The sequence below is a fragment of the Sagittula stellata E-37 genome (genome assembly GCF_039724765.1).
GTDB classification, from domain to species: Bacteria; Pseudomonadota; Alphaproteobacteria; order Rhodobacterales; family Rhodobacteraceae; genus Sagittula; species Sagittula stellata.
Genome location: NZ_CP155729.1, coordinates 1552811 through 1579695, shown reverse-complemented (window position 1 = coordinate 1579695; position 26885 = coordinate 1552811). Strand labels below are relative to the sequence as shown.

The 26885-nt window shown below is 63.9% G+C and carries 25 protein-coding genes; 12 read left to right on the top strand and 13 right to left on the bottom strand.

All coding sequences use genetic code 11. The features are described from left to right. Window positions 1-512 precede the first annotated feature (512 nt). Window positions 513-2753, top strand: a complete 2241-nt coding sequence (ptsP, locus tag ABFK29_RS07525) for a phosphoenolpyruvate--protein phosphotransferase (protein ID WP_005856633.1) — start codon at window positions 513-515, stop codon at window positions 2751-2753. Between the two features lie 356 nt (window positions 2754-3109). On the opposite strand, the gene ABFK29_RS07520 is transcribed toward ptsP, so the two are convergent. Further along, complete coding sequence (locus ABFK29_RS07520) at window positions 3110-3871, bottom strand: EcsC family protein (RefSeq protein WP_005856631.1); 762 nt, start codon at window positions 3869-3871, stop codon at window positions 3110-3112. Window positions 3872-3929: 58 nt separating this feature from the next. Then, complete coding sequence (locus ABFK29_RS07515; RefSeq protein WP_005856629.1) at window positions 3930-4421, bottom strand: GNAT family N-acetyltransferase; 492 nt, start codon at window positions 4419-4421, stop codon at window positions 3930-3932. 119 nt (window positions 4422-4540) lie between these two features. Between ABFK29_RS07515 and ABFK29_RS07510 the strand changes: the two genes are divergently transcribed. Then, entirely contained in the window at window positions 4541-5146 is a 606-nt protein-coding gene (locus ABFK29_RS07510) for a flavin reductase family protein (protein WP_005856627.1), read from the top strand. Between the two features lie 209 nt (window positions 5147-5355). Next, window positions 5356-6006, top strand: a complete 651-nt coding sequence (locus tag ABFK29_RS07505; RefSeq protein WP_005856626.1) for a CatB-related O-acetyltransferase — start codon at window positions 5356-5358, stop codon at window positions 6004-6006. A 79-nt stretch (window positions 6007-6085) separates the two neighbouring features. Here the strand turns inward: ABFK29_RS07505 and ABFK29_RS07500 are convergent, their stop codons facing one another. After that, window positions 6086-7714: a SulP family inorganic anion transporter gene (locus ABFK29_RS07500; protein WP_005856624.1), complete on the bottom strand. Its 1629-nt coding sequence runs from the start codon at window positions 7712-7714 to the stop codon at window positions 6086-6088. A gap of 289 nt (window positions 7715-8003) precedes the next feature. On the opposite strand from ABFK29_RS07500, the gene ABFK29_RS07495 reads away from it, so the two are divergent. Next, complete coding sequence (locus tag ABFK29_RS07495) at window positions 8004-8756, top strand: sulfite exporter TauE/SafE family protein (protein WP_040604248.1); 753 nt, start codon at window positions 8004-8006, stop codon at window positions 8754-8756. A 19-nt stretch (window positions 8757-8775) separates the two neighbouring features. Here the strand turns inward: ABFK29_RS07495 and ABFK29_RS07490 are convergent, their stop codons facing one another. Further along, window positions 8776-8949: a hypothetical protein gene (locus ABFK29_RS07490; protein WP_005856620.1), complete on the bottom strand. Its 174-nt coding sequence runs from the start codon at window positions 8947-8949 to the stop codon at window positions 8776-8778. A 45-nt stretch (window positions 8950-8994) separates the two neighbouring features. On the opposite strand from ABFK29_RS07490, the gene ABFK29_RS07485 reads away from it, so the two are divergent. From ABFK29_RS07485 to ABFK29_RS07470, 4 genes are all read left to right on the top strand, one after another. Next, window positions 8995-9864, top strand: a complete 870-nt coding sequence (locus ABFK29_RS07485; RefSeq protein WP_005856618.1) for an S-methyl-5'-thioadenosine phosphorylase — start codon at window positions 8995-8997, stop codon at window positions 9862-9864. A gap of 75 nt (window positions 9865-9939) precedes the next feature. Beyond that, entirely contained in the window at window positions 9940-10296 is a 357-nt protein-coding gene (locus ABFK29_RS07480; RefSeq protein ID WP_005856616.1) for a hypothetical protein, read from the top strand. Between the two features lie 11 nt (window positions 10297-10307). Further along, a complete protein-coding gene (locus ABFK29_RS07475) occupies window positions 10308-10985 on the top strand; it encodes a DUF2927 domain-containing protein (RefSeq protein WP_005856614.1) in 678 nt (225 codons plus the stop codon). Window positions 10986-10989: 4 nt separating this feature from the next. Then, window positions 10990-11610, top strand: a complete 621-nt coding sequence (locus tag ABFK29_RS07470; RefSeq protein WP_005856612.1) for a LysE family translocator — start codon at window positions 10990-10992, stop codon at window positions 11608-11610. Between the two features lie 52 nt (window positions 11611-11662). On the opposite strand, the gene ABFK29_RS07465 is transcribed toward ABFK29_RS07470, so the two are convergent. Further along, entirely contained in the window at window positions 11663-11854 is a 192-nt protein-coding gene (locus tag ABFK29_RS07465) for a hypothetical protein (RefSeq protein ID WP_005856610.1), read from the bottom strand. Window positions 11855-12120: 266 nt separating this feature from the next. On the opposite strand from ABFK29_RS07465, the gene ABFK29_RS07460 reads away from it, so the two are divergent. Beyond that, a complete protein-coding gene (locus tag ABFK29_RS07460; protein WP_005856608.1) occupies window positions 12121-12660 on the top strand; it encodes an adenine phosphoribosyltransferase in 540 nt (179 codons plus the stop codon). Window positions 12661-12784: 124 nt separating this feature from the next. Here the strand turns inward: ABFK29_RS07460 and phaZ are convergent, their stop codons facing one another. Next, complete coding sequence (gene phaZ, locus ABFK29_RS07455; RefSeq protein ID WP_005856607.1) at window positions 12785-14053, bottom strand: polyhydroxyalkanoate depolymerase; 1269 nt, start codon at window positions 14051-14053, stop codon at window positions 12785-12787. A gap of 132 nt (window positions 14054-14185) precedes the next feature. On the opposite strand from phaZ, the gene ABFK29_RS07450 reads away from it, so the two are divergent. Together ABFK29_RS07450 and ABFK29_RS07445 are read left to right on the top strand one after the other, a co-directional pair. Further along, window positions 14186-15988, top strand: a complete 1803-nt coding sequence (locus ABFK29_RS07450) for a PHA/PHB synthase family protein (protein ID WP_005856605.1) — start codon at window positions 14186-14188, stop codon at window positions 15986-15988. 126 nt (window positions 15989-16114) lie between these two features. After that, window positions 16115-16564: a phasin family protein gene (locus ABFK29_RS07445; RefSeq protein ID WP_040604247.1), complete on the top strand. Its 450-nt coding sequence runs from the start codon at window positions 16115-16117 to the stop codon at window positions 16562-16564. 336 nt (window positions 16565-16900) lie between these two features. On the opposite strand, the gene ABFK29_RS07440 is transcribed toward ABFK29_RS07445, so the two are convergent. The 6 genes from ABFK29_RS07440 to topA all read right to left on the bottom strand — a co-directional run bounded on the left by ABFK29_RS07440 (window position 16901) and on the right by topA (window position 24995). Next, window positions 16901-19261 carry a mechanosensitive ion channel domain-containing protein gene (locus tag ABFK29_RS07440; protein WP_005856602.1) on the bottom strand — a complete coding sequence of 787 codons (2361 nt, stop codon included), beginning with the start codon at window positions 19259-19261 and terminating at the stop codon, window positions 16901-16903. 227 nt (window positions 19262-19488) lie between these two features. After that, window positions 19489-20112, bottom strand: a complete 624-nt coding sequence (locus ABFK29_RS07435) for a CoA transferase subunit B (RefSeq protein WP_005856598.1) — start codon at window positions 20110-20112, stop codon at window positions 19489-19491. Further along, on the bottom strand, window positions 20112-20816 hold the full coding sequence (locus ABFK29_RS07430) for a CoA transferase subunit A (protein WP_005856596.1): 705 nt from the start codon (window positions 20814-20816) through the stop codon (window positions 20112-20114). Before ABFK29_RS07430 ends, ABFK29_RS07435 begins: the two co-directional genes overlap by 1 nt. A 126-nt stretch (window positions 20817-20942) precedes the next feature. Continuing rightward, entirely contained in the window at window positions 20943-21476 is a 534-nt protein-coding gene (locus tag ABFK29_RS07425; RefSeq protein ID WP_040604246.1) for a superoxide dismutase family protein, read from the bottom strand. Window positions 21477-21608: 132 nt separating this feature from the next. After that, on the bottom strand, window positions 21609-22172 hold the full coding sequence (locus tag ABFK29_RS07420; protein ID WP_005856592.1) for a L,D-transpeptidase: 564 nt from the start codon (window positions 22170-22172) through the stop codon (window positions 21609-21611). A gap of 153 nt (window positions 22173-22325) precedes the next feature. Next, entirely contained in the window at window positions 22326-24995 is a 2670-nt protein-coding gene (gene topA, locus ABFK29_RS07415; protein ID WP_005856589.1) for a type I DNA topoisomerase, read from the bottom strand. A gap of 175 nt (window positions 24996-25170) precedes the next feature. Between topA and ABFK29_RS07410 the strand changes: the two genes are divergently transcribed. Further along, window positions 25171-25587 (top strand): hypothetical protein, encoded by a 417-nt coding sequence (locus ABFK29_RS07410; RefSeq protein ID WP_005856587.1) that lies wholly within the window; start codon window positions 25171-25173, stop codon window positions 25585-25587. Window position 25588: 1 nt separating this feature from the next. On the opposite strand, the gene dprA is transcribed toward ABFK29_RS07410, so the two are convergent. Next, window positions 25589-26770, bottom strand: a complete 1182-nt coding sequence (gene dprA, locus ABFK29_RS07405; protein ID WP_083803427.1) for a DNA-processing protein DprA — start codon at window positions 26768-26770, stop codon at window positions 25589-25591. Between the last annotated feature and the right edge of the window lie 115 nt (window positions 26771-26885).

Sequence of the window (26885 nt, the reverse complement as noted above, 5' to 3'; positions counted from 1 at the left end):
CCGCGCTTATGACGCCGCCGGCACGCTTTGCAAGCGCTGCGACTATCCAGAAGCCGACCGTTTCGACCGCCAGACGGCATGACAAATTCGTAACGTGCCGGTTCGTTTTTCCGGGGTTGCTAAACCAGGAAGAGAGGCGCGCCCAGGGACAAACAGGACCCCTTTTTCGGATCAGATTTTTGACTTTTTGCAACTTAGAACGTCCAAGGTGGCGATCCAGGTCCCATAAAGCATCATATACACTGCCAATCCACAGAGTTATCCACATTCTTCCGGCACAAAATCGGCCCTCCTCCTGGGGACAACTCCTTAAACTGAACAGTTTCAATGATATGCGGGCGGAACTTCGTCAGGCAGAGACTGTCCGGACAAGCGATGAAATACATGTCATTCGCTCCCCGGAAATTCGCCCTTAGCGGGAAAAATGCCCGGCCGGTTTTGAAAAGCCATTTCCCAACCCGCCCGCAATGCTCTATCCCTGCAAGCCGCACGGTCCGAGGAATACTGATCACATGGTGCCCAAAACAGAATCGGAAAGCCGCAAACTTCTTGGCCGGCTGAGGGACACGATGGCCGAGGACGCAGCCGGTCAGGCGCGTCTGGACAAGATCACTCATCTGACCGCCGACAGCATGGGAACCGAGGTCTGTTCGATCTATCTCTTCCGTGACGCCAACACCCTGGAACTTTGCGCAACCCAGGGCCTGAAGCCTGAAGCCGTGCACGAAACCCGCATGAAGCTGGGCGAAGGCCTCGTCGGCCGTGTCGCGCGATCCGGCAAGCTGATCAACACCGCCGATGCGCCCGCCGCGCCCGGGTTCCGATACATGCCGGAGACCGGGGAAGAGATCTATTCCAGCTTCCTCGGCGTGCCTATCCAGCGTCTGGGCGAGAAACTGGGCGTTCTCGTCGTTCAATCGAAACAGGTGCGTGAGTTCTCCGACGACGAGATCTACGCGCTCGAAGTCGTGGCCATGGTGCTGGCGGAGATGACGGAACTGGGCGCGTTTACCGGCGAAGGTGCTGCGCTGAAAGCGCGCCACACGCAGGCCGTGCTGTTCCGTGGCGCGACCGGCCAGGAAGGCACAGCCATGGGCCAAGCCTGGCTGCACGAACCCCGCGTCGTCGTCACCAACCTCGTGACCGACGACCCTGAGCGCGAGGCCGACCGCCTGCGCGAAGCCGTGGACACGCTGCGCGTGTCAGTCGACGAAATGCTGGCCGGTGCCATGGGCGACCAGGAACAGGTCGATGTGCTGGAAGCCTACCGGATGTTCGCTAACTCCAAGGGCTGGCTGCGGCGCATGGAAGAGGACATCGCCCTTGGCCTGTCCGCCGAGGCCGCCGTCGAGAAGGAACAGTCGCAGGCCCGGTCCCGCATGAGCCAGGTCACCGACGGCTACCTGCGCGAGCGTCTTCATGACCTCGACGACCTGTCCAACCGGCTCCTTCGCATCCTCACGGGGCAAGGCCGCGAGACCGGTGCCAAGATGCCGGACGCGCCGATCCTGATCGCCCGCAACATCGGCCCGGGCGAACTGCTGGACTATGGCCGCAGCCTCAAGGGCGTCGTTCTTGAGCAGGGCTCGGTCGGATCGCATGCCGCCATCGTGGCGCGCGCGCTGGCCATCCCGCTGGTGATCCACGCGGAACGCATCACCAACGAGGCGCTGAACGGCGACCACATTCTTGTGGACGGCGATCAGGGCGTCGTGCACCTGCGCCCGGACGAAACCGTGGTGAACGCCTTCCGCGACAAGATGGCGATGCAGGCGAAGGCACAGGAGAGGTACGCCTCCATCCGCGAAACGGATTGCGTTTCGGCCGACGGCAAACGGGTGCACCTGTTGATGAACGCCGGGTTGATGGCGGACCTGCCGTCGCTCGTGAGCTCCGGAGCCGAGGGCGTGGGGCTGTTCCGGACGGAACTTCAGTTCCTCGTCAGGAACCAGATGCCGCGGCGCGACGAACTGGCCGCGCTTTACAAGCGCGTCTTGGATGCTGCCGCCGGCAAGCAGGTGATCTTCCGCACGCTGGACATCGGTTCCGACAAGGTGCTGCCCTACATGAAACCGCAGGAAGAGCCGAACCCGGCGCTTGGCTGGCGCGCGATCCGGGTGGCGCTCGACCGGCCCGGCGTCATGCGCATGCAGCTCCAGGCCTTGCTGCGCGCGGCAGATGGCCGGCCGATGTCGATCATGTTCCCGTTCATCGCGCAATACGAGGAATACGCCCGTGCACGCGCCGAGGTCGACAAGGTCATCGCCCGCGAGAAACGCCTTGGCCATAAGGTTCCGGAACGACTGTCCGTCGGCTGCATGCTGGAGACGCCCTCGCTGGCCTATGCGTCTGACCGGTTCTTCCGCGAGGTGGAGTTCCTGTCGATCGGCGGCAACGACCTGAAGCAGTTCTTCTTTGCAGCCGACCGCGAGAACGAGCGCGTCCGCCGCCGTTACGATACGCTGAACGTGTCTTTTCTGAGCTTCCTCGAACAGATCGTGAAGCGCTGCGAGGCAACGGGCACGGCATTGTCTTTCTGCGGCGAAGACGCGGGGCGACCGGTCGAAGCGCTCTGTTTCGCCGCCATCGGGCTCCGCAGACTGTCGATGCGTCCGGCCTCCATCGGCCCGGTCAAGTCGCTTCTGATGCGCTATTCGCTGACCGAGATCCGCGACGTGATCGAGGAGGCGCGCCTGCGCGGCGAACAGTCGGTGCGGCAGTCGGTCATGGAATACCTCAGGGATTCGAGCTGACAAAGCCATCGGACAAAGCCATTTGACCGGCAGGTGCCCGAGCGGCCAGGCGCTTCCACCGCACGTTTGCGCGCCCGATCGATGCCCGCGCAAAAAACGCCCCGGTCGGCGCGTTTTACACCGAACCGGAGCGCGTTAGTCTCTGACGTCTCATCCGCCCTCCGCCTTCTGGCAAAGAGCCCTGCGCACGCTTCCGCGCGGCAGGAGCCGGTTCCCACATGCAGGTACTGTGTGCTTTCAGGACAGCCTGTCGCGTAGGGTTTTGGGACCGGATTGCTTGGCAGGGCCTTTTGTGCCCCGGATGACCGAGACGCTACATCTTCGGTATTAAGCCAAAGTTACCGAAAATCCGAAATTCAGTTTCGTCGTATCCGCGGCGGTTCAAGCTCCTCGCGCAGCATGTCCAGAAGTTCTTCCCTGGGGCGCCCGCTGTCCTCGGCCAGCCGCATCAGGCCGAAGTGCACATGCGCCATCTGCTGGTAGTACGAGGTATAGGCGTAGTTCACGGCGGCACCCGCCGCAGCGCCGAGCACTGGCACGGTCTGCGCGGCCAGTTTCTGACCGAGCGCAGTCGCGACACGTGGCGCGACACGCGCGATCAGGCCATTCACGCTGGCCCCGGTCAGGGACACCCTCGCCGCCAGAAAGCCGATGTCCGTTCCGTCGTCCTTGGACAGCGGTCCGGCAGAGGCGAAGACGGCAAGGCACTCCTTCGCCACTTCCGGGCTTTCCGGGTCGAACCCGTGTTCGGCGGCGATACCCAGCATCGCGCGCATGAGGACGGTGACCGTGACCGGCAGTTCCGCCAAGGCCGACGGCAGACCACCTACGCCGCCGGCGACCCCCATGGCCGTCGCCATCGCTGTGTTCAGCCATCCTTTCTGGTCCGGGACGATGCCGCGCGTCCGTCCGGCGGCGTCCAGCGCGGCGCCCAAGGCACGCTCTGCCGTGACCTCCAGCCGGTCCTTGGCCGAATCCGGCAACCGTTCCAGCAGGTTCTCCGCCTGCCCCCCGATCAGGTTGAGCAACTGCATGCCGACCGAATTGGCCGACCTGTAGCGCTTCGCCAGCAGGCGCACCTGATCTTCGGGGGTTCCGACGGGTGTGATTTCGGTCATGGCGCATCCTCCTGATGAAAAAGATGTGACCGAACCCGCGACGTTCAAGACGTGGCGCTCACTCCGGCAATGCGCGCTCCACCTCTCCGGTCACGCCGGACCATGCGCCGTCCACCAGTTCCAGCCCGAGGATCCGCGCCGGGTTTGTGGGTGGGGGCATCTCGACCCCCTCCAGCCGGTCAAAGCCGAAGCGCCCGTAGTACGGCCGGTCGCCGACCAGCAGGATCCGTTCGAAACCAAGCTCCGCGGCCTTCGACAGCGTCTCGCGGATGAGGAGCGCCGCCAGCCCCGCGCCCTGCGCGACCGGGTGCACCGCGACGGGCCCCAGCAGCAGGACGTCTGCATCGCCGATCCGGACCGGCCAGTAACGGATGGCCCCCACGACGGTGCCCGATCCGTCCCGCACCAGGCGGCAAAGCGGTGCCACCGGCGGCACGTCATCGCGCAGCCGGTAAGAAGACAGGGCCGTACGTCCCGGTGCAAAGGCAAGGTCGAACAGCGCCTCGACATCCCACCAGTCCTCGGGCCGTTCCTCGGTCGTCACATACACCCGTCGGGGCCTCCCTTCCCGCCTGCACGTTTGCAGGCTGCCTGCGCCGTGAGGCACGTGCACTTCGCCTCCAAACGCCCTATCACCAGCGGGAATCCGCTGCAAACAGGAGCAACACCATGTTCTACCGCCCCGCTGACGGTCACGGCCTGCCACATAATCCGTTCAATGCCATCGTCACCCCTCGTCCGATCGGATGGATCTCGACCCGGGGGGCCGACGGGCGCGACAACCTCGCCCCCTATTCCTTCTTCAACGCCTGCGCCTACACTCCGCCGCAGGTCATGTTCTCTTCCACCTCATCCAAGGACGACCGCGGGGATACCAAGGACAGCGTCGCCCAGATCCGCGAATCCGGCGTCTTCTGCGTGAACATCGTCGAATTCGCCATGCGCGACGCCATGAACGCGACCTCTGCCCCGCTGCCTGCCGGAACGGATGAGTTCATTGAGGCCGGGATTGAGAAGGCCGAGTGCGAGACCATTGCCTGTCCGCGCGTCGCGCTGGCGCCTGCCAACCTCGAATGCCGGCTCACGCAGATCGTCGCGCTGGAGGGCACCAGCAATTTCGCGGTGTTCGGCGAGGTGACGGGTGTGCACATGCGCGACGACTGCCTGATCGACGGCATCTTCGACGTGCTGGCCTACAACCCGCTGTCCCGGATGGGCTACCGCGACTACACGGTGGTGCGCGAGAAGTTCTCGCTCAAGCGCCCCGGCGATTGAGCTGGCCCCGGGTTGGCGGGTGGGTGCTTTTGGCCGCAGGCCAAACAGGTCACCTGCCGACCCGTCATGACCGCCGTGCGGTTTCGCGCGACAAGGGCCGTGGCCAAACTGCCCGCGTCATGCTACGCATCCAATAAAGCCGATGGAGAGCGACATGGACCAGCACCTTTGAACCCCTGACATCCGTTCAGCATTTCAAAGGAGGCACCATGCCTGCACGTTTCTCCCTGCCCGACGCCGCGCGTCGCCATCCGATCACCCTGCCCGACGGTTCCCCGCATGTCGGCACTGTCCACCTGAAGGCCGTGATCGACCATCCAAGGTTCGTCGTCGGCGACTACACCTACGCGTCAGACTTCGATCCGCCCGAGGACTGGGCCGCGCGCCTCGCACCCTACCTGTTCCCGTTCTCGCAAGAGTCGCTCAGCATCGGAAAGTTCTGCCAGATCGCCCACGGCGTGCGCTTCATCGGGTCGTCGGCCAACCATGCGATGGACGGTCTGACCACCTACCCGTTCACCGTGTTCGATCCCGACGCGATGACCGGATACCAGCCCGACACCCGCGATACGACCATAGGCCATGACGTCTGGCTGGGCTACGGCGCGATGGTTCTGCCCGGAGCGCGGATCGGCAACGGTGTCATCGTCGGCGCCGGTTCCGTGGTACGCGGAGCCATACCGAATTATGCCATCGTCACAGGCAACCCGGCCAAGGTGGTGCGCATGCGCTTGTCTGAGGACGTTATCGCGCGGCTGAACGCGCTCGCCTGGTGGGACTGGCCAGCCGAACGGATCGCCGCCGCACGGCCTGCGCTCGAAGCCGGCGATGTGGGCGCTCTGGAACGGCTGGCGCCCTGACCCGCGCCCCGGCATTCACGCACTGGACATGAAAAAGGGCGGCCTCTGCAGGCCGCCCCGTTCCGATCTTCTGCGGGGATCAATGTCCGCCGAGGATGCCGGTCCGCACCCCGTAGTCCACCGCCAGTTCGTAATCCGGATCGTCGTCGGAATCGATCATCAGGTGTCCGGCCTTGTTGAGCAGCCGGTGGCAATCGCGCGACAGGTGCCGCAGTTGCACGGTCTTGCCCACGGCCGCGTATTTGCCGGCAACCGCCTCGATCGCCTGCAGCGCCGACTGGTCGACCACACGGCTGTCGGCGAAGTCGACCACTACCAGCGAAGGGTCCTCGGCCACGTCGAACATCTCGACAAAGCCGTCGGAGGAACCGAAGAACAGCGGCCCCTGCACCTGATAGACCTTCGCGCCCTCGGGCGTCACGTAGGTACGCGAATGGATGCGCCGCGCGTTGTTCCAGGCGTAGGCCAGCGCCGACACGATGACACCAACGACGACCGCGACGGCGAGGTCCTCCAGCACCGTCACAACCGTCACGAGGATGATGACGAAGGCGTCCATCGCCGGGACCTTGAGCAGGATCTTGAGCGAGTTCCACGCGAAGGTGCCGATCACCACCATGAACATCACGCCGACCAGCGCCGCCAGCGGGATCATCTCGATCAGCGGCGAGGCAAAGAGGATGAAGGACAGCAGGAAAAGTGCCGCCACGATGCCTGCGATCCGCGTGCGCGCGCCGGATTTCACGTTGATCATCGACTGGCCAATCATGGCGCAGCCGCCCATACCGCCGAAGAAGCCGGTCAGAACGTTGGACGCGCCCTGAGCGATACACTCCTGGCTGGCGCCGCCGCGCTTGCCGGTCATCTCGCCCACAAGGTTCAGGGTCAGCAGGGATTCGATCAGACCGACCGCCGCGAGGATCACCGCGTAGGGGAAGATGATTTCCAGCGTTTCAAGGTTCAGCGGGACCATCGGAACGTGGAAGCTCGGCAGCCCGCCTTCGATGGAGGCCATGTCGCCGACGCGCGGCACGTCCAGCCCGAAGCCGATCACGATGGCCGCGACGACGGCGATCCCGGCCAGCGGTGCGGGCACGACCTTGGACACCTTCGGCATGAGCCAGATGATCGCCATGGTCAGAGCCACGAGGCCCAGCATCAGATAAAGCGGCAGACCCGTCAGCCACTCGCCGCCCCCGGCGCCATGGCCCGAAATCTCGGTGGAGCCGGGCACTTTGAACTGCGTGAGCTGGGCGAGGAAGATCACGATGGCCAGCCCGTTGACGAAGCCCAGCATCACCGGGTGCGGCACCAGCCGGATGAACTTGCCCCACTGCATCACCCCGGCCAGAACCTGCAGGATGCCCATCAGCACCACGGTCGCAAAGAGGTATTCGACCCCGTGTTCTGCCACCAGCGCCACCATGACGACAGCGAGCGCGCCGGTTGCGCCTGAAATCATGCCCGGACGGCCGCCGAAGAGGGCGGTGACAAGTCCCACCATGAAAGCCGCGTAAAGCCCGACGAGCGGGTGCACCCCCGCCACGAAGGCGAACGCCACCGCTTCCGGCACCAGAGCCAGAGCAACGGTCAGGCCGGCCAGCACTTCGATCCGGAGTCGTTCAGGTGTCAGTCTCTCCTCCGGCATGAGGGACAGGTCAGGCATGGCAAGGCGTTTGGCGAAGTTCGCCAGTACGGTGTTTTTCATCGGGGATCCTCTTCGTCGCGAGGCGGCGGCATAGCGCAACGAGAGCGCAAACACCACCGACAATGCTGCAAAGCAGCGCGTTCGGCTTCGCTATAGACAGGAATCGATGCAGATGCACGGATTTCTTCTGCCCGGCGGCCGGTTTCCCCTTTCGCCACCGTGAAGCCGCAGTGGACGCGGATACCTTGAAGATACACGGCAGACCTGCAAGAGGGACGGAAGGGCAGACCTTTTGGGCAACGGCCTCCGGGTCTCCGCCAATCCGGGTCTCTGCCAAGAAGGAAAACCCGTGCTCGAAACCTCTCTTCTCCTGGTCGCAGCGCTGATCGTCGGCTTTTCCAAGGGCGGGCTCGCCTCTGCCGCGGCCATCGCGGTGCCGATGCTTTCGCTGTTCATGAACCCGGTCACGGCGGCGGCGACCCTGTTGCCGGTCTTCGTGGCCACCGACTGGATCGGCGTATGGCTCTATCGCAAGGATTACTCCCGTCGGAACGTCGCCATCCTGGTTCCGTCGATCCTTTTGGGTGTGGCCATCGCCACGGTCATCACGCCCTACACACCGGAACGGGCGCTGCTGATCTTCACCGGGCTGATCGGCCTTTGGTACATCGCCCGCACCTGGGGACGGGCGCTGCGGCAAAAGGAGACGCCGGAACCAACCAGCGCGGACGTCGCGCCGGGCGTCTTTTGGGGCACGATAACGGGCATCGCGAGTTTCATCACCCATTCCGGCGCGCCGCCCGTGCAGGCCTTCCTGCTGCCGCAACGCCTGCCGAAGCTGGAGTTCGCCGGCACCGTCGCCATCTCTTTCGCCATCGGCAACCTCGTGAAGCTGCCCGCCTACTGGTCCATCGGCCAGTTCGAAGGGCTGCGCTGGGGGCTTGTTGCGGCGCTCTGCGTCACCGGGATGATAGGGACCTACGGCGGCCGCTGGCTGACCGCCCACCTACCGGAACGCACCTACCGGATCGTGATTGAGATATTCCTCCTGATCCTCTCCGTCGTGCTACTCATCAAGGGCGGGTTGGACATCTACGCCTGACCCGGATCGGATGGCAGGTTCAAAGGCACATTTCCCTGTTTCGGAAATTATTCTCGATTTTGCAGAAGCCATACCTTTCCGAAGCTCCCGTGCGCCGCAAGGCGTTGATTTCAAAGAACTGACCGACCCACACCGGTGTCAGCGCCATGCGTGCAGCTTCGCCGATCCGCTGTTGCAGCCATGCCTTGGCCATGGCTAACTGCCCGCGAGACGCCCGATGAACAGCCAGGAGAGCCCAATGACAGAGACCATGATCGCCGTGATCGGCGGCTCGGGAATTTACGAGATCGACGGCCTCGAAGACGCCCGCTGGCAGGCGGTCGAAAGTCCTTGGGGGACGCCGTCGGACGAGATCCTGACCGGGCGGCTGGACGGGGTGAATATGGCCTTCCTGCCGCGTCACGGGCGCGGGCACGTCCACTCACCGACCACGGTGCCCTATCGCGCCAACATTGACGCGCTGAAGCGGCTTGGGGCAACGGACGTGATCTCTGTCTCTGCCTGCGGGTCCTTCCGCGAGGAATACGCACCGGGCCATTTCGTGGTGGTCGACGACTTCATCGACCGCACCTTCGCGCGCGAGAAATCCTTTTTCGGCTCCGGATGCGTAGCGCATGTCTCGGTCGCGCATCCCACCTGCCCCAGGCTGGGCGACGCCTGCTATACCGCCGCAAAGGATGCGGGCATCACTATCCACAAGGGCGGCACATACCTTGCCATGGAGGGGCCGCAGTTCTCATCCATGGCGGAATCGAAGATGTACCGCGCGTGGGGATGCGACGTGATCGGCATGACCAACATGCCCGAGGCCAAGCTCGCCCGCGAGGCGGAGCTTTGCTATGCCTCCATCGCCATGGTCACGGATTACGACAGCTGGCACCCGGACCACGGCGCAGTTGAAATCACCGAGATCATCGCCACCCTGACCGGCAACGCCGACAAGGGGCGCGAGATGGTGCGCCGCCTGCCTGCCCTTCTGGGGGAAGACCGCGCGCCCTGCCCGCATGGGTGCGACCGCGCGCTGGAGTTCGCCATCATGACCGCCCCCGACAAGCGCGACCCTGCGTTGCTGTCGAAGCTCGACGCAGTGGCGGGACGGATGCTCTGAGGGGCGTAGCGGTTGCCGTCGGGCTTGCCCCGCGCGCGTCCCCGGCGCTAGACTTCGGCACGAAGGAGACCCGTGATGCGCCTTGTTGCCCTCGCCCTGATCGTGACATGCGCGTCGCCGCTATCGGCGCAGGTCACATTCAGTTCGACCGACAGCTACGTCATGGGCGCTGGTGGCTGGACCTGTGCCAAGGTGCTGGAGACCTTCCATGGCACGGACGAAAGTCTGAAGGGCCAGTTGGCAGGCTGGGTGCTGGGCGTATGGACCCGGGCGACGACGGAACGGGAGAAGGGCTTTACCGACATTGTCGAGAACGTCGGCGGGCTGAAGATCTACGAGGCCACGCTGAACGAATGCAGGCAGGCGCCGCCGTCGACCTATCTCTACCGCGTCGCATACAAGATGATCGAAAACACCAATCCGCAGAAGTGAGCCGCCTGCCCATGCGTCCCGCCTTTTGCGGCCTCGTTCTGGCCGCGCTTACCGCAACTGCGGCCACCGCCGCAAAGGACTACGTGGAATCCGACGGATGGCTGTCAGACGAGGATTTCTACCGGCTAGTGGCCTGTGCCGCCCCGCCGGGAGATCGCTGCGGCAAACCGATGCTGCACTGGAACGCCGAACGCCCCGTGCGTGTCCGGATCGCCTCGATGGACCGTGCGTTCCTGGGCGGCAAGACCAAACGCGCAGAGGCGGCACTGGCCCGTGCAGTGAAGTATATAAACGCGGCGGGCGCGGGCATCCGGGTCGAAGAGGTGGTACCTGGGGCCGAGGCAGACATCAGCATACACTTTCTCGACACCGACGGCAGCAAGCCTCTGGCGCGGACCGGGATAGACGGCGCGGACGGCACCACGGTCACGGGCGCGCGGGTCATCGTCTGGTCGCGCAGCGATACGAAGACCATCCTGCGGGCCACGATCCTGTTCGGGACGCGGCTGCACATCCAGCACTACGAATCCGCCATGCTGGAAGAGGTGACGCAGGCGTTGGGGCTGCTGACCGACATCCGCAACCCCGTGTATGAAGGCGTCTCGATCTTCTCGCAGGACAGCAACGACACCAAGCAACTGTCGGCGCAGGACGTGATGGCCCTGCGCAGACATTATCCACCGGAGTAAGACCATGGACCTGTCAATTTGGCTCACCTTCGTCGCGGCCTCGACGGCGCTGCTGCTGATACCGGGGCCGACCGTCCTGCTGGTCCTGTCCTACGCCTTGTCGAAGGGCCGGTCTGTCGCGGTGGCCTCTGCCGCCGGTGTCGCCACCGGTGATTTCGTGGCGATGTCGGCCTCGTTGGCCGGTTTGGGCGCGCTGGTCGCGACCTCTGCCGCGCTGTTTACCCTGCTGAAGTGGGTGGGCGCGGTCTACCTCGTGTGGCTTGGCATCAAGCTGATACGGTCGGCACCCGCCGAGGGGCTGTCCCTGCCGCGCGCAGAAGTCTCCGCCCGGTCGGTCTATCTGCACAACGCGGCGGTGACGGCGCTGAACCCGAAGAGCATCGCGTTCTTCGTGGCCTTCGTGCCGCAGTTCCTGGATCCCGGTCGGGCGTTGCTGCCGCAATTCGCCATCCTGATCGCCACCTTCGTGACGCTGGCGACCCTGAATGCGCTGGCCTATGCACTGGCAGCCGACCGGTTGAGACGTTGGATCGCAAAGCCCGCCGCACTGACCTGGATAACACGTGCCGGGGGAGCGACGCTGATCGGCATGGGCGTCCTGACAGCGACCCTGCGCCGGGCCTGACGGCAGACGGTGGGGGTGGCGGCGCAAAGCCCCGCCCTACACCTTGCCGCGCCTAGCCATTGCGTTTCAGGAAGTCCCGGATGAAGCGCCGCACCTCGCGCGATGCGGATGTGTCCATCTCCTTGCAGAGGGCGATGAAATCGTCCCTGTCCTCGCGGTCCAGTCGCAGCACCAGTTGGGCGTCCTTGCCTTTGGCCTTCTTCTTTTCGTCCTTGCCCAACTCGGTCTTCCCTGGCTCCGCCATTGATCTTTCGTTAATACATTGTATATACAAATTACAGCAATAAACTATAAAACCGAGGTATACCGATGAGCCCTTTTCATGCCAAGTCCATCTTCATGCACGACAGTCTCGACGGCCGCCGCCCGCAATTGAGCTGGTTCAAGCGCGCCCTTTACGCGTCCTGGACCCGCTTGCGCTGAGCTTTCCCGCCACTCACGGCAACACGCTTGCGGCACAGCCGCCCCCGCGTTACCGCTGGGGGCGGTTTTTTCTTTTCCGGAGGCCGCATGCCACCCCGTCGCGAGATCAAGGATTATATCCGCACCATCGTCGATTTCCCGCACGAGGGGATCATGTTCCGGGACGTCACGACGTTGTTCGTCGATCCGCGCGGGTTCCGGATGGCCATCGACCAGCTTCTTCTTCCCTATGCCGGTGTGCGGTTCGACAAGGTCGTAGGCCTGGAGGCGAGGGGATTCATCCTTGGCGGCGCCGTCGCGCATCAGCTGTCAGCCGGGTTCGTGCCGGTCCGAAAAAAGGGCAAGCTGCCCGGCGCGGTGATTTCGGAAGAATACCAGCTCGAATACGGCGAAGCGGTGGTCGAAGTGCATGACGATGCCATCGAGGCCGGCGAGAAGATCCTGCTGGTGGACGACCTGCTCGCCACGGGCGGCACGGCGGAGGCAGGTATCAAGTTGGTGGAACGCCTTGGCGGAGAGATCATCGGCTGCGCATTCATCGTCGATCTGCCGGACCTTGGTGGGCGGAAGCGACTTGAGGCGCTGGGGATGGATGTGCACACGCTGGTGGAATACGGCGGCCTTTGACAGCGCTAACAAAAGCCGTCCCCGCTCGGCATCGAGCGCCGCCGGTGGCTTCCTGCGCCAGTTGGCCCAACAAAAAAAGGCGCGCCGTCGCGGCGCGCCTGTCCTGAAGCCCCCACAAAAACCGTCAGAGATTGACGACCTTGGAGTCGGCCTGTTCCGGGGTCCCAGAGTTGGCGTCGATGAAGTCGAGCACCAGAGGACGGATGTTGTTGCGCCAGCTCTTGCCCGCGAAAATCCCGTAGTGGCCCGCGCCCGGCTCCAGATGGCTTGCCTTCTTGGACGCCGGCAGACCCGTGCAGAGGTCGAGCGCCGCGACACACTGGCCGGGAGCGGAAATGTCGTCTTTCGAACCTTCGACCGTCTTGACCGCAACGCTGGTGATCTTGCCGATATCGACCTTGTGGCCGTTCACCACGAACTCGTTCTTGGCGATCTCGCGGTTCTTGAAGATCCGCTCCACCGTCGAAAGGTAGAATTCCGCCGGCATGTCCATCACGGCGAGGTATTCGTCGTAGAACCGGTTGTGGGCGTCGTGGTCCGACGCCTGCCCCTTGGCCACGCGCAGGATCTGGTCCTGGAACGCCTTGACGTGCCGGTCCGCGTTCATGCTGACGAAGGAACTCAGTTGCAGAAGACCCGGGTAAACCAGGCGGCCCACGCCCTTGTGTTTGAAGCCCACGCGCTGGATCATCGTCTCTTCGAGCTGGCCCATGGTCACGCGGCGGCCGAAGTCGGTCACGTCGGTCGGCGTAGCGTCAGGGTCGATCGGTCCGCCGATCAGGGTCAGCGTGCGCGGCTGCGCGTCCGGGTCGATCTCGGCCAGGTAGGCCGTCGCGGCCAGCGTCAGCGGCGCGGGCTGACACACGGCGATGACGTGGGTGTCCGGGCCGAGGTGGCGCATGAAATCCATCAGGTAGAGGGTGTAATCCTCCACGTCGAACTTGCCGCAGCTCACCGGGATGTCGCGCGCGTTGTGCCAGTCGGTGACATAGACTTCGCAGTTGACCAGCAGCGACTTCACCGTGGACCGCACGAGCGTGGCGTAGTGGCCGGACATCGGCGCGACCAGCAGGATCTTGCGCGGCTGCTCCTCGCGTCCGGAAACGTCGAAGTGGATCAGGTTGCCGAACGGCTTTTCCACGACGTTGCGGATGTCGACGAGGTGATCCTTGCCGTCTTCGCAGGTGAAGGTGCGGATGCCCCAGTCAGGCTTGACCACCATGCGTTCGTAGGTGCGCTCGGTCACCTCGCCCCATGCGGCCATCCACTGGATCATCGGATTCGGGGTCAGCGCCATCGCTGGGTAGGATGCCATCGTGCGCGCCGTGGCCCCAAGCCATTGGCTGGTATTGCGCATCGTTTCCATCAGATCGTACGTCGCCATGTAGCGCATGACAGCCACTCCTATTATCATGGGGGTCGACGCAACCACGTCGGCGGTCGGACCCGAGCCATTTCGTCGCTTTGCCCCCCGACCCCGGCGACGGTATTTCTGCGTTCGCGAAGATAGGGGGGAATTCCTTAAATGACAACGAACACTGTTGCCGCAGGGAAAGATAGAGAACGGCTCGAAGAGAACCTCAAGAAGGTCGAAGAGCTGTCGAAGCGCATGGTGGCCGCTTTGACACGGCGCCATCCCACCCCGGACGCACTGAACGGGCCGGACAGTTCCCTGTACGTCAAGGCCGCACAGGCCTACATGCAGGAATGGGTGACCAACCCCGCCAAGCTGATCGAGCAGCAGGTGGGCTTCTGGGGGAAGACCGTCACGCACTTCGTCGAGGCGCAGCAGGCGCTCGCTTCGGGAAAGCTCTCCGCGCCGGAAGACCCCGGCCCCAGCGACAAGCGGTTCAAGAACCCTTTGTGGGACAAGCATCCCTACTTCAATTACGTCAAACAGCAGTACCTCATCAACGCGGACGCGATCCGCGACGCGGTCGAGTCGATCGACGACATGGACCCCAAGGAGAAGAAGCGCCTGCGCTACTTCAGCCAGCAGATCATCGACATGTTCGCCCCGACCAACTTTCTTGCGACCAATCCCGATGCCCTGATGAAAGCGGTGGAGACGGAGGGCGAGAGCCTCGTGAAGGGGCTGGAGAACCTCGTTGCGGACCTGGAGGCCAACAACGGCGAGATGCTTGTGCGGCTGGTCGACGAGAGCGCATTCCAGATCGGCGAGAACATCGCCACCGCCAAAGGCGAGGTGGTCTATCGCAACCGCATGATGGAGCTGATCCAGTACAGCCCGACCACCGATCAGGTGCACGAGACCCCGATCGTGCTGTTCCCGCCGTGGATCAACAAGTTCTACATCCTTGACCTGAAACCGCAGAACTCCTTCATCCGCTGGGTCGTCGACCAGGGCTACACGCTCTTCGTGGTCAGCTGGATCAACCCGGACGGCCGCTACCGCGACGTCGGGATGGAAGAGTACATCGAGGAAGGGTTCCTTAAGGCGATGGACATCGCCAAGGACATCTGCGACGTCGACAAGGTCAACGCCGTCGGCTACTGCATCGCCGGCACGACGCTGTCGCTAACGTTGTCCCTGATGAAGAAACGCGGGAACAAGTCGATAAAGTCGGCGACCTTCTTCACCGCCCTGACAGACTTCAGCGACCAGGGAGAGTTCACCCCCTTCCTGCAGAACGACTTTGCCGATGGGATCGAGCAGGAGATCGACCAGGAAGGAATGCTGCCGCATTTCATCATGGCGCGGACCTTTTCTTTCCTGCGGTCGAACGACCTGATCTACGGACCGGCGATCAAGTCCTACATGATGGGCGAAACGCCTCCGGCTTTCGACCTGCTCTACTGGAACGGCGACGGCGCGAACCTGCCGGGCAAGATGTTCCGCCAGTACCTGCGCGCGCTCTGCCAGCGCAATGAGTTCGCCATGGGCGAGTACGAACTGTTCGGCGAGAAGCTGTCGGTGGCCGACGTGGACGTGCCCCTGATGTCCATCGCGACCGAAACGGACCACATCGCGGCTGCGCGCGACGTTTATCGCGGCGTGCAGATGATGGGGTCGAAGAACAAGCATTTCGTGCTGGGACAATCCGGCCATATCGCCGGCATCGTGAACCCTCCGGGCAAGGACAAGTACGGTCATTACCTCAACGACGACCTGAGCCTGTCCTTCGATGACTGGAAGGCCAACGCCGATCACCACACCGGATCCTGGTGGCCGCATTGGGAAGCATGGCTGAAGAAACGCGCCGGGAAAAAGGTGGACGCACGCGTTCCGGGTGATTCTGGCTACGAGGTCCTCGCCCCTGCCCCGGGCACTTATGTGAAGATGAAAGCGGCGAAACAAATTCAATGAGTTGAACGAATTTTTGCTGCGGCGCAGAAAAACACTTGAAATGCTGCGCTGCAGCATGCATATTCTTCTCAGTTGCAGAGACGCGGGGCGGGCCCGCAGAGCAATACAGAGATGACGAGGAATACAATGGCACAGACTCAAGACTTCACCGCTATGATGAAAGACATGATGGGTTCGTTCCCGGTTGACACCAAGGCAATGGAAGACGCCTTCAAGACCACCGCGACGATGAGCGAGAAGCTCTCCGCAGTGGCTCTGGAAGCAGCCGAGAAGTCGACCGAGCTGTCTGCATCTTGGACCAAGGAAACCCTGTCCAAGATCGCCGAGCTGTCTTCCGCCAAGGAAGAGCCGGCCGACTACGCCAAGGCAATGACCGACTTCGCAGCCTCCCAGGCCGAAGCCGCAGCCGAGCACATGGCAACCTTCGCCGAAATCGCGAAGAAGGTTCAGATGGACACCGTCGAGCTGATGATGGCCGCAGGCAAGGACTTCTCCGAGGACATGACCGCGGCTGCCAAGAAGGCAACCGACGAAATGACCGCGGCGACCAAGAAAGTCACCGAAGCGGCAAAGTAATTCCTGGGCCCTTCAGGGGCCAAGGACCGGTTTTTTGCGCCCTCTCCTCCCATTCAGGCGCAAAATCCTGGGGCGGGTTCTTAGGAGCCCGCCCCTTCTTTATGCGCCTTCCTGTGTGCCGGGATTACCTCGTGCGGCCTGCAGGGAGGCGCAGTCGTTTCCGCGTCCCGAAAGAAGTGGCCGGCTGCCCCTACGACGGTGCAGAGCAGAGGCCAAATCCCGGTTTGCATCACGACATGAAAACGCCCGCGCGACCCTTCGCGCGGGCGTTTCCCGTTTTCATCCTTGCCGGAACAGCCATCCCCCGTGCGTTTTGACACGGTGAGAGGGATCGCCTCAGCGGTCGCCCGGCGGTTCGTCGTCTGGTGACGTGTTTATCGAGCCGTCCAGTGTATCCTGCCGCCCCGCCGTGCCGCCTGACGGCGCAGGACCGGACTTCGGCGACTGTTCGATGGTCATGCGCACCGGTGCCGCAGGCGCACGCCCCTCCTTGTCCTCTCCGAAGTAGATGGTCTGGTGCGGGAACGGGATTTCGATACCGCGCTCGTCGAAGATCCGTTTCAGGATCTCGTTGTAGGCGCGTCCGATGCCCCACTGCTGGCCCGGCACGGTCTTGATGCGGGCACGCACCACGACTTCGCTGGCACCGAAACTGTTCAGGCCGAACCATTGCAGATCCTCCAGGATGTGCTGCCCCCACTCGGGATTGGTGCGCAGTTCCTCGAACCCGTCGAACATCGCCTGCTTGGCCTCGCCGATATCCTCGCGATAGGCGATGCCCATGTCCGCCACACAGAAGGCAAACTCCCGCATGTAGTTCGTCACCATGTCCACCGAAGAAAACGGGATGATGTGGAAGGCCCCGTGCAGGTCGCGCAGGCTGACGGAGCGGATCGTCAGACGCTCGACGGTGCCGGTGGTTCCACCGACCGTCACCACGTCACCCACGTTCATCGCGTTTTCAAGCTGGATGAAGACGCCCGTGATGATGTCCTGAACCAGCTTCTGCGCACCGAAACCGATGGCAAGGCCGAGCACCCCAGCCGAGGCGATGAGCGGCGCGATATCGATGCCGATCTCCGACAGAACGAACATCAGCGTGATGACCACCAACACGATGGTCACGGCGTTGCGCAACAGAGCCAGAAGCGTGCGTTCGCGTGCCGTCGGCACCGACCCGAACTCGGGGTTCAAACGGAAGTCCACCCACGAGTTGACCGCCAGCCAAATCATGAAGGACACCGTCAGGATGACCACGACGCGCAGGACGACAGCGGTCGTGCGCACGCCGATCTGACTTTCCATCCAGCCTTGGACGTCAAGCACCCCAACGGTATGGAGCGTGAACAGAATGACGGCCAGCAGGATCGCGACCTTGAGGATCGTCAGCACGCGCGGCACGAAGGCGTTCAGGCGGCGCTCCAGCAGAGGCAGCCTTTGCGACACGCCGGTCGGCACCCTTACGCCGCGCATGATGGCGCGGCTCACGATGTTAGAGGCGATGAAACCCAGCACGATGGCTCCCAGCACCTTGGCGGACGTGCCAAGGAGCGGGAACAGGATACCGCCCGGACGCGCCAGGACGATGGCCATCACGAAAATCAGGTAGACCAGCGCCGGAAGGTGCCAGTTGCGTGCGACGAACTTCAGAAGCCCGCGCCCCTCGCTTAGCCTGCGGTCACCCAGCAACCAGTCCGCGACGACCCTGCGCCACTTGATGACCATCCAGATCAGAATCGCGACGGCCACGGCCGAAATGAGCGTGGATACGCCACGTCCGGTGGTGAAGTTGACGTTCTGATTGATGATCGGAACCACCAGAAGCTGGCCGTAGCCCAGCAGGCTGACGAGGAACGTCAGCGCCCGAGCAATGTAGCGCGCGCCCTTGTCCGGGACGTTCACCGTGCGCAGTTGCGAGGTGGTGGGCGACATCACGGCGCGGATCAGAACCTTCAGCATCTCTACGATCAGGAAGGCGTTCAGGTACATCGTTTGCCGGATACCGATCTGCCCAGTGTCGCCGAAGGCCGCAAGCGCAAGGGCGTAGCCGGCCCCCCAGGCGATCATGACCACGATCGCATCGATGACGACGGAGGAGACGATGATCAGCATGGTTTGTGCAGGGCCGGCATCCCCGGCCACGGTGCCCATCCGGCGGAACAGCCGTTTCGCGATCCACCGCAGGACATTGTAGAGCAGGACCGTCGCGACGATCACCAGCGCAAGGTCGCGCAGAGATGTCAGGATAATGCCTGGGTCGATCGACAAGGCAGTGCCCAGCGTTTCGGGCGCCCGGCTGAACCCCCGCCAGAACCGTGCCAGACTGCCAGCGACGCTCTCCGCCGTATCCTGTGTGGCGGCAGCGATGCGGCGGCTGAAGGACGTCTCGCCCGGTGCCGTCGCCTCACTTTCCACCGCGGCCGTCACCGCTTCGGTCACGGTTTCTCCGGACGCCTTGCCGGACTTGTCCGCCGGCTCTCCGGTCCGGTTCAGGGCATCGATCAGAGCGCCGCGGGTGGCGTCATCAGCCAGAAGATCGGCCAGAGCCTTGGCCTGTTCGGGAGAGAGCGCCTCGACCCCGCTGACAGCGCCGGTTGTGGCGGTGGCGTCTTGGGCATGGAGGGAAGCCGGTATGGCAAGGACTGCGAGTAAGGCGACAAGGCAGGATATAAGGGCCTGCCGAATGTGAACCCTCATTTAGAGCTCCTTGTTCTTGTTCTGCTCAACGTTCCGAAACCGCGCTGCCGCCGAGCCCGTCGTCCCGGGCCGCATGGCGCACTCAGCGCAGGAAGACCTAGTGCCGCGGGTGCGAGGTCAAGGCAATCCGTCCCCCGGCGCGCGGCGGAGGCGAGGTTTCTTCCCGATCGGGCAACAAAAAAGGGCGGCCCCGGACAGGGCCGCCCCACCTTGCGGTAGATATGAAATCAGACGAGGGTCGCGTCGGTTGCGGCGCGGATGTCGTCCTCGGTCACGCCGTCCGCACATTCGACAATCCTCAGACCGCCCTCGACCACGTCGAGCACGCCGAGGTTGGTGATGATGCGGTTCACCACGCCTTTGCCGGTCAGCGGCAGGGTGCATTCCTTCAGCACCTTGGACTCGCCCGCCTTGTTCTGGTGATCCATCACCACGATGACCTTGCCGACACCGGCCACGAGGTCCATCGCGCCGCCCATGCCTTTCACCAGCTTGCCGGGGATCATCCAGTTCGCGAGGTCGCCGTTTTCGGCCACTTCCATCGCGCCAAGGATCGCCGCCGCGATCTTGCCGCCGCGGATCATGCCGAAGGACATGGCGCTGTCGAAGTAGGACGTCCGCGCCAGTTCCGTGATCGTCTGCTTGCCCGCGTTGATCAGGTCCGGATCCTCTTCGCCCTCGAAGGGGAACGGACCCATGCCCAGCATGCCGTTTTCCGACTGGAGCGTGATGTCCTTGTCACCCACGTAGTTCGCCACCAGCGTCGGGATGCCGATGCCGAGGTTCACATACATGCCGTCTTCGAGTTCTTCCGCCGCGCGTGCGGCCATCTGGTTACGATCCCAGGGCATTACGCTTCCTCCCGCTTGCGCGTCGTGCGCTGTTCGATCCGTTTCTCGTGTTCACCCTGGATGATCCGGTGCACGTAAATGCCGGGCAGGTGGATGTGATCCGGGTCGAGCGAGCCACGCGGCACGATCTCTTCCACTTCGACCACGCAAACCTTGCCGCACATGGCGGCCGGCGGGTTGAAGTTGCGGGCCGTCTTGCGGAACACGAGGTTGCCCGTGTCGTCGGCCTTCCACGCCTTCACGATGGACAGGTCGGCAAAGATCCCGCGTTCGAGGATGTAGTCCTCGCCGTCGAAGGTCTTCACTTCCTTGCCTTCGGCAATCTGCGTGCCGACGCCGGTCTTGGTATAGAAGCCCGGGATACCTGCGCCGCCGGCGCGCATGCGCTCGGCCAGGGTGCCCTGCGGGTTGAACTCCAGCTCAAGCTCACCGCCGAGGTACTGGCGCATGAACTCCTTGTTCTCGCCCACGTAGGACGACATCATCTTCTTGATCTGCCGGGTCGCCAGAAGTTTGCCCAGACCGAAATCGTCGACGCCCGCGTTGTTCGACGCGACCGTCAGGTCCTTCACGCCGCTTTCCACCAAGGCGTCGATCAATAGCTCGGGAATGCCGCAAAGACCGAATCCGCCCGCGGCGACCAGCATGCCGTCACTTAACAGGCCGTCCAGCGCTTCGGACGCCGAACCGTATACCTTCTTCATGAAACACCCCTCCTGTGCGGTAATGAAGCAGGTTGTCGCCGCTCTGCAGCAGAGAGTCAACGCGGCGGAGCCATGGTAGCGCCCCAACTCGGAGGGGGCGGCCCGACAGACCGCCCCCTGCATTGGTCACTGCCCCTTGATGACACCGCAGGCAACACGGTCGCCCGCCCCGCCAATGGGTTGGGACATGTGGTCGTCGCCCTGTGCGTGGATGATGAAGGTCGAACCATCCTCGTCCAGCAGTGAGGCCACGTCGACCAGCGTGGAATAGGCCTCCATCTCGCCGATGCCGTCCTCGCCCACGAAAATGTTCGGCAGGTCGCCCGGCTCCGGGCCCGCGGGGTTCAGGAGCCCATGGCCGCCCTCCACCTTGCCGACGTGGCCCGTTGCCGTCGTAAAGCCCTCGGACGGCTCACATGTGCCGACCGCGTGCAGGTGCAGACCGTGTTTGCCCGGGGTCAGCCCTTCGACGCGGACATGGATCAGCACGCCCGCCGGACCGTCGGTCAGGGTGGCCGTGCCGATGCTCTCGTTGTCGGTGTTGATCAGGTCGGCCGAAGCGGTCTGCCCCGGCTGGTCCATCCCGGCCCCATGGCTTTCGGCCATGGCCCCCGATGCAAGCATCGCTGCCATGGCCGTCGTCAGGATTAGTCGTGTCATGAAATGTCCTCCTCTGGTTCGGTGGGCGTCCCGGCGCGGGCTTCACAAGGAAGCCCGCGCGATGCGCACCTTGGACCAACGCCTGCATTGTCGGGGCGGTTCGGAAGACGGAGCGAAAAAGAGCAGGCCCGCTCAGATCAGGCGGACCTGCGTGCCGATGGGCGTGATCTCGAACAGTTCGGCGATCTTCTCGTTGTACAGGCCGATGCAGCCGTCGGACGACCTGCGCCCGATCTTGCGCGTGTCGTGGGTGCCGTGGATCAGGTAGGCGGGCCAGCTCAGGTACATCGCATGTGTGCCAAGCGGATTGTCCGGCGCACCGCCCGCAACCGGCTTCCAGTCGGGGAAACGTTCCATCTGGCTGGCGGTGGGTGTCCATGAGGGACCGACCTTCTTGCGCACGATCTCGGTGTAGCCGCGCTTTGTCAGCTCATCGGACTTCGGGACGGAGGTCGGGTAGATGCGATAGTCGACGCCATCGGCCGCCCAGTAGTGCAGCGCGCGGCTTTCGGTATCGCAGACGATGCAGCCTTTCCCGATCTCCGAGAAGTGGTCGCGCCAGTCCTGCATCACAAAGCTGGATACGTTGCGCCGCACGTCTGCCGCTCGTGCCGTGGCCGGGACGATCAGCGCCGCGGCCCCTGCCACAAGACCCGAGTTCAGCAGCGCGCGACGGGTGATGCTCGACTTCGTCATGAAGGTGGCCCTCCTTGTTGCCTGTTTCGATACGGGCAACATGGAGGCGGGTGTACGCTATTGGAAATCACACATTCTTTACCGCGAATGTGATTGCTTTTGCGCAACAGATCAGGGGGTTGGAGGCAGGTTTCCGCCTCCTTTTCCGGCCCGTCAGTCCTTCTTCGCGGGCTTTTTGGCCGCAGGTTTCTTGGCCGTGGTCTTCTTGGCGGTCGACTTGGACGCGGCCTTCTTCGCCGGCTTCTTCTTCGCCTTCGCGGCGATCAGCTCCAGAACCGTTTCCATGGTCACATCCGCAGGTTCCACGTCTTTCGGCAAGGTGGCGTTCACCTTCTCCCATTTCACGTAAGGACCGTAGCGGCCTTCCATGATCGAGATCTTGCCACCATCGGGATGTTCGCCCATCTCGCGCAGCGCCTTGGCAGTCTGCCGCCCGCGCCCGGGGTTTGCCCGCTTCTGCGCCAGCAACTCGACCGCGTGGTTCATCCCGATCTCGAAGACCTCCTGGAATTCCTTGAGGTTGACGTAGACCGGTTTTTCCTCATCGGGCAGCTGGTGCATGATGTAGGGGCCGAAGCGCCCGAGGTTCGCACTGACGACGCCGCCATCGGGGTGCATCCCCACCTCGCGCGGCATGGTCAGCAACGTAAGCGCCTTTTCCAGCGTCATGTCCGCCGGGTCCCAGCCGGGAAGATAGGCGCCGCCTTTCTTGGGCAGGGAGGCACGCGGCGGCTTCTTGTTCTCGGGCGTGGGCTCTCCGCGCTGTACATAGGGGCCGAAGCGGCCCGCCTTCAGCCAGATCTCGTCGCCCTGGTCCTCGCCCAGCAGCTTTTCCTCGCCCTCGGCCCCCTCTCCCGCGATGGGGCGGGTGTAGGTGCATTCGGGATAGTTGCCGCAACCGACGAAGCCGCCGGTGCGCGATGTCTTCAGGTGCAGACGCCCTTGCCCGCACTTCGGACAGATGCGCGGATCGCTGCCGTCATCGCGCGGCGGATAGAGCTGGGGCGCAAGCGCCTCGTCCAGCACGTCCAGCACCTCCGAAATCCGGAGGTCGGAGGTTTCGGCAATGGCCGCACTGAAATCGCGCCAGAACTTCGCCAGAAGTTCCTTGTAGTCCTCGGCGCCCGCGCTGACCTGATCCAGCTCATCCTCCAGCGCGGCGGTGAAATCGTACTCCACATAGCGCTTGAAGAAGTTCAGCAGGAAGATCGTCACGATCCGGCCCTTGTCCTCGGGGAACAGGCGGTTCTGTTCCTTGCGGACGTATTCGCGGTCCTGAATCGTCGTGATGACAGAGGCATAGGTGGACGGACGCCCGATGCCCAGTTCTTCCATCTTCTTGACCAGCGTCGCCTCGGTGTATCGCGGCGGCGGGTTGGTGAAGCTCTGCGTGCCCAACGTCGCGCCGTCACCGGACAGAACGGCGGGCTTGCCACGGTCCGTGCCCTTCTCCATCGCCTTCGCATGCTCGGACTTCATGGCGCCGGCTTCGAACTTCGCCGGATCGCCCTGCATGATTTGCGGCAGGCGCTTGTCGTCATCTTCGGCCGGCTCGTCGCGGCCTTCCTCGTAGACCTTCAGGAAGCCGTCGAAGAGCACCACCTGACCGGTGGCCCGAAGGCCGACCTGACCGTCGTCAGAGCCGATCTCCACCGTAGTTCTTTCCAGTCGCGCCGCTTCCATCTGGCAGGCAAGCGTGCGCTTCCAGATCAGATCATACAGTTTGCGCTGGTCGGATTCGGAGAGGCGCAGGCTTTCGGCATCCTTCGTCATGTCGGTGGGGCGGATGCACTCGTGCGCTTCCTGCGCGTTCTTCGCCTTGTTCTTGTAAACGCGCGGCGAGGACGGCACGTAGTCCTTGCCGTAACGATCGGCGATGGCATCGCGGCAGGCTGACACCGCCTCCGGCGCCATGTCGATCCCGTCTGTCCGCATGTACGTGATATGGCCGGCCTCGTAGAGCCGCTGCGCCGCATTCATCGCCGCCTTGGCGCCCATGCCGAACTTGCGGCTCGCCTCCTGCTGGAGGGTCGAGGTCATGAACGGCGCCGACGGATTGCGCGACGCAGGCTTCGCCTCGACGCTCAGGACCTTCAGGGCGCGCTTGGCCACGGCATCCACAGCCATCTCGGCCTGCGTGACGTTTTCCAGATCGTAGCGGTCGAGCTTCTTGCCGGCGAGACTGACGAGCCGCGCCTCGAACGTCTGGCCGCGCGGCGTGGCCAGTTGCGCCTTCACCTGCCAGTATTCGCGCGGATTGAACGCCTCGATCTCCATCTCCCGCTCGACGATCAGACGGAGGCAGACGGATTGCACACGTCCCGCCGACCGTGCGCCGGGCAGCTTGCGCCACAGCACCGGCGACAGGTTGAAACCCACGAGGTAATCGAGCGCACGGCGCGCCAGATAAGCCTCCACCAGCGGTGCGTCGATGTCGCGGGGGTTCTTCATCGCTTCGGTGACGGCCGCCTTGGTGATCGCGTTGAAGGTGACCCGGCTGACCTCGGTCGTCTTCTTGATCGACCGGCGCTTGGTCAGCGCCTCCTTCAGGTGCCACGAGATCGCCTCCCCCTCTCTGTCGGGGTCGGTTGCGAGGATCAGCTTGTCGTCGGTCTTCAAAGCTTCGGCGATGGCGGCGACGTGCTTGCGCGAATCGTTCGCGACCTCCCACTTCATCTCGAAATCATGGTCGGTATCGACCGATCCGTCTTTCGGAGGCAGGTCCCTCACGTGACCGTATGAAGCCAGAACCGTGTAGTCGGATCCCAGATACTTGTTGATTGTCTTGGCCTTGGCGGGCGATTCGACGACGACGACGGGCATCTGGGACTGCTACCTCTCCTGGTTTCTTGGCGGCCTCGCGCGGCTGCTTTCCGGGCGGCGTATCGCGGCGCTAGATGTGGGGTGCAAGGGGTAATTGTCAATGCGGGCGGATGAGCCGCGCTTGTGTCGGCGGTGTTCGGGCGTAGGCTGAACGCCACGAAACGGAGCCCCGGACATGCGATTCCTCGCCCTCTGCCTGACCCTGCTGCCCCTGCCCCTAGGCGCCTGGGAAACCCCTCGGATCGGTACCGCCCTGCGCGCCGACCTGATGGACGCGATGCGCCCCCATGCCGAATGGATCTTCGGCGCACCGCTGGTGTTCCGCGTCGACGAGCTTCGGGTGGATGGCGATGTCGCCTTCGCCATGCTGGAACCGCTGCGCAAGGACGGGCGCGCCATGACACCCGCCGATCTCATCCCGGGACACAGCCGCGACATCTTCGAGTTCGACGGACCGGCGATGCAGGCTCTGTTCCGGCGCTCGGGCAACACCTGGGTCGCGGTCCACTGGGCCATCGGGGCGACGGACGCATGGTGGTTTGGGGACCCCTACTGCAGCGACTGGAAAAGCGTGATCCCGGAGGCGTGCTGACTCAGCGGGGCACAAGCGAGAGGAAACCGCCCGGCTGACGGCGGATGCGCCCTTCCAGTTCGAGATCGGTGAGCGCGGGCGAGACATGGGACGAGGCCGCGCCAAGGTCACGGATCAACTGGTCCTCCGCCAGCGGCGACGGCCCGAGCCGGTCGAGGATACGCGTGTGCAGGTCCGCCGTCTGGCGCAGGGTCCGCGTTTCGGGCTCCGGCGCTTTCACAGCGTCGACGGCGGCGCCCTCTGGATCCGGCAGGCCAAGTTGCGGCTGTGCAGGGCCCTCTTTTTCCAGCGGCGGCAGGGCCTGCAGGACATCTTCGACATGCCGTACGAGGTGCGCGCCGTCGCGGATCATCATGTTGCAGCCCGCCGCGCGGGCGTCCAGCGGGTGGCCCGGCACCGCCAACACCTCCCTGCCCTGGTCGAGCGCGCCACGCGCCGTGATCAGCGATCCGGATTTCGCCGCTGCCTCCACGATGACGACGGCACGGGCCAGCCCCGAAACGATGCGGTTGCGCATGGGGAAGTGGCGGGCGAGCGGCTGCATGCCCATCGGCTGTTCGCTGATCCGCGCGCCGTGACAGGTGACGATATCGTCGGCCAGCCCCGCGTTTTCAGCGGGATAAAGCACATCGACGCCACCGGCCAGGACGGCGACCGTGCCGGTCTTGAGCGCGGCGTGGTGCGCCGCCGCATCTATGCCGCGCGCCAGACCGGAGACCACGCAATAGCCCGCCTCTCCCAGGCCTTCGGCAAGGCTGCGCGCCATTCGCAATCCCAGCGATGACGCATTGCGTGCGCCGACAAGGGCCACCATCGGCCGATTCAGCACGCGCGCGTCGCCCTTCACCCACAACGCCGGGGGCGCGTCGGAGAGGTCCGCCAGGTCCTTGGGATAATCCGTATCGCCCCTCAGGATCAGGCGTGCCCCGGACATCCGTGCGGCCTTCATCTCTGCAAGAATCACATTCTCGGGGCATATCGTGTAACGCTCTACCCCCGCGGCCCTGGCCACTTCGGGCAACGCTTCGAGCGCCGCGCGGGCCGAGCCGTGTTCGCCCAGAAGCCGCCAGAAGGTTGCCACGCCGACGCGGCGTGAGCGCAAGAGGCGGAGCCAGTCCACACGAGCATCTTCCGTGGTGGGTGGGAGTGGGGGGTGAGTGGAAGAGTAGCTATCGTCGCGCATCCTGTCCCCGCCGTCTTGCACCTTCATCCATAGCTTGAGGGTGGTTAATTGCAGGTAAACTCTGGCGAGAGAAATGCGCGTGCTGCACTGCCATTCGGTGCCGCGCCTTTCGGGC